This is a genomic window from Mycobacterium sp. (assembly GCF_049280035.1).
Lineage (GTDB): Bacteria > Actinomycetota > Actinomycetes > Mycobacteriales > Mycobacteriaceae > Mycobacterium.
Genome location: NZ_JBAPPI010000105.1, coordinates 1 through 3,598 on the forward strand (window position 1 = coordinate 1; position 3,598 = coordinate 3,598).

1 protein-coding gene and 1 pseudogene are annotated in these 3,598 nt (G+C 65.0%); both read left to right on the forward strand.

Features of this window, described 5'->3' with window-relative positions; all coding sequences use genetic code 11:
* A pseudogene (locus WAN71_RS03505) lies at positions 1-174 on the forward strand (LppP/LprE family lipoprotein); the annotation flags it as partial.
* Between the two features lie 57 nt (positions 175-231).
* Positions 232-3,598, forward strand: a 3,367-nt coding sequence (locus WAN71_RS03510; protein ID WP_422223999.1) for a TM0106 family RecB-like putative nuclease, incomplete at its 3' end; no start/stop codon positions are given.

Here is a 3,598-nt window from a genome sequence, read left to right on the forward strand (position 1 = left end):
TTGATACCGCCGCAAGGTGTGCCCGACACCTACGGATTCAATGGGATCGACACCTCGCAGTGCACCGGCGACACGGTGGCGTTGGTGTACTCCGTCGGTATCGGCTTGCCCAGCGTGGTGAAATTCCGCTGGAACGGCAACGGGGTGGAGCTAATCGCCAACGGCATAGGCTAGCCGCGCCGGCCCGCATCGTCGCCCTCCATGTCGGTGCGTCGGCCTACAGTTGCTGCTGTGTTCATGGCAGGCGACAGCATCATCTACAGCGCGTCGGATCTCGCAGCCGCCGCTCGCTGTGAATACGCCCTGCTGCGCGATTTCGACGCGAGGCTTGGCTGGGCTCCCGGCATCGTCGTCGAGGACGACTTACTAGCGCGCACCGCTGCTCTGGGTGACCAGCACGAGCGACGCCGGCTCGAGCAGCTGCGCGAGGAATTCAGCGACGCGGTGGTCGTGATCGGCCGCCCCGCTTACACCGTCGCCGGTTTCACCGCCGCCGCCGAGGCGACGCAGCGGGCCATCGCGAACAACGCCGCGGTGGTGTACCAGGCCACGATGTTCGACGGCCGCTTCGTCGGGTTCGCCGATTTTCTGGTGCGTGATGGCCAGCAGTACCGCGTCTCCGACACCAAGCTGGCCCGCTCGGCGAAGGTCACCGCACTGCTTCAGATCGCGGCCTATGCCGATACCCTGAGCCGCTCCAGTATCCCGGTATCTCCCGAGGCCGAGTTGGTGCTCGGTAACGGCAAGGCGGTGCGCTACCGCATCGACGAGCTGATCCCGGTCTATCTGGAGCAGCGTGCGAGATTGCAGCGGCTGCTCGATGAGCACTATGCCGGCCGCACACCGGTGCGCTGGGACGACGAGCGGGTACACGCATGTTTCCGCTGCCCGGTCTGCGAGGAGCAGGTGCGCGCAACCGACGATCTGCTGCTGGTCGCGGGCTTGCGGATAACTCAGCGCGCCAAGCTGATCGACGCGGGAATCACCACGCTCGCCGAACTGGCCGACCACACCGGACCGGTCGCCGAGCTACCTGTCCGCACTCTGGAACGGCTGGTAGCGCAGGCGAAACTGCAAGTGCGCCAGCGTGATACCGGTGCACCGCAGTTTGAGGTGGCCGACCCGCAGCCGTTGGCATTGCTGCCCAATCCCGACGACGGGGATCTGTTCTTCGACTTCGAGGGTGACCCGCTCTGGACGGCCGACGGCACCGACTGGGGCCTGGAATATCTGTTCGGCGTCTTGGAAGGCGGACGGTCGCGGGCTTTCCATCCGCTGTGGGCCCATGACCGCCGCGATGAGCGCAAGGCATTGACCGACTTCCTCGCGCTGGTGGCCAAGCGACGCAGGCGCTTTCCAAACATGCACATCTACCACTACGCCTCCTATGAGAAGACAGCGCTGCTGCGCCTTGCCGGACGGTACGGGGTCGGCGAAGACGAGGTGGATGAGCTACTCCGCAGCGGCACGCTGGTTGACTTGTATCCGATCGTGCGCAAAAGCATTCGCGTCGGTAGCGAATCTGTCGGCCTCAAGGCGCTGGAGCCGCTGTACATGGGGGCGCAGCTGCGCTGCGGTGAGGTGACCACGGCCGCCGACTCGATCACCCAGTACGCGCGATACTGCCAGCTGCGCAGCAACGGCCAGTCCGACGAGGCCGCAACCGTGCTGAAGGAGATCGAGGACTACAACCTCTACGACTGCCAGTCCACCCGTACTCTGCGCGACTGGTTGCTGATACGGGCATTCGAATCCGGTATCACACCAGTTGGCGCTCAACCAGTTTCAGATGACGACAGCATTGAGCCGAGCGACGCGCTGGCGGTGACTCTCGCGGAGTTCACCGGTGATGCACCAGTCGGTGATCGCACACCTGAGCAGACGGCGGTCGCCCTGGTAGCCGCGGCGCGCGGGTACCATCGCCGCGAAGACAAACCTTTCTGGTGGGCGCATTTCGACCGTCTGAACTACCCTGTCGATGAATGGGCCGATGACACAGATGTTTTCCTCGTCAGCGGCGCCACCGTAGCCGCCGACTGGGAGAAGCCTCCGCGTGCGCACAAGCTGCAGCGACGAATAGAGCTAACCGGCGAGCTGGCGCGCGGCGCACTCAACCGCGAGGTCTTCGCGCTCTACGAGCCACCGGCCCCGTCCGGCTTGACCGACAACCCCGATCGACGGGCCGCCGGGCGCGCTGAAGTCATCGAAGCCGACGACCCGACCATACCGACCGTCGTCATCGTTAGGGAACGAACACCACAGGACGGCAACACTTTCCATCAACTCCCGTTCGCCCTCACTCCCGGTGCGCCAATCGGGACCAAGCCGCTGCGGGAAGCAATCCAATCGGCGGCGGCCGACGTCGCCGCCGGACTGCCGCAACTCCCCCACACCGCACTGCTCGATATTCTGTTGCGCCGTCCGCCTCGAACCCGCAGTGGCGCGGCGCTCCCGAGGACCGGCGAAGTCATCGATGACATCACTGCGGCCATTGCAAAGGCTGTGCTCGACTTGGACTCGTCGTATGTGGCGGTGCACGGACCGCCCGGAACCGGTAAGACGTACACCGGCGCGCAGGTCATCGCGGGGCTGGTCGCCGAGCACGGCTGGCGCATCGGTGTTGTCGCGCAATCCCATGCCGTGGTGGAGAATCTGCTCGACTGTGCGATCGATGCCGGCGTCGATCCGCTGCGCGTCGCAAAGAAGCGATACGACCGCGAAGATGTCCGCTGGCAACAGATCACCGAACAGGAGTACGCCGGATTCATCACCGGCACAGGAGGGTCCGGGGGATGCGTGATCGGCGGTACCGCATGGGACTTCGCCAACCCCACCCGCGTCCCGCCGCGCAGCCTCGATCTGCTCGTGATCGACGAGGCAGGCCAATTCTGTTTGGCCAACACGATCGCCGTGGCGTCCACTGCCGCGAATCTGCTGTTGCTGGGCGACCCGCAACAGCTACCTCAAGTCAGCCAAGGCACACATCCTGAGCCGGTTGACGGATCCGCGCTGGGCTGGCTTGTCGAAGATCACCGCACGCTGCCCGCCGAGCGGGGGTACTTCCTGGACCGCACGCACCGGATGCATCCGGCGGTGTGCGCACCGGTGTCGGCACTTGCGTACGAAGGCCGATTGCAGTCCTACGCTGAGATCACTGCCGAGCGCCGTCTCGACGGATATTTGCCCGGAGTCCACGTCATTGAAGTCCGCCACGAGGGCAACTCAACCGAGAGCCCGGAAGAAGCCGACGCGATCGTGACACAGATCAACACACTGGTCGGGTCGACCTGGACGGATGAGCACGGCAGCCGGCCCTTGACGGCCGCCGATGTGCTTGCGTTGGCGCCTTACAACGCGCAGGTGGTCCTGCTGCGCCAGCGGCTGGCGGCCGGTGGGCTCGGCGATGTCCGGGTCGGGACCGTCGACAAGTTCCAGGGCACCCAAGCGCCGGTGGTGTTCATTTCGATGACGGCCTCTTCGGTCGAGGACATTCCAAGAGGAATCCCGTTCCTGCTCAACCGAAACCGGTTGAACGTGGCGATCAGCCGGGCACAGTATGCGGCAGTGATCGTGCGCGCCGAGGCGTTGACCGATTACC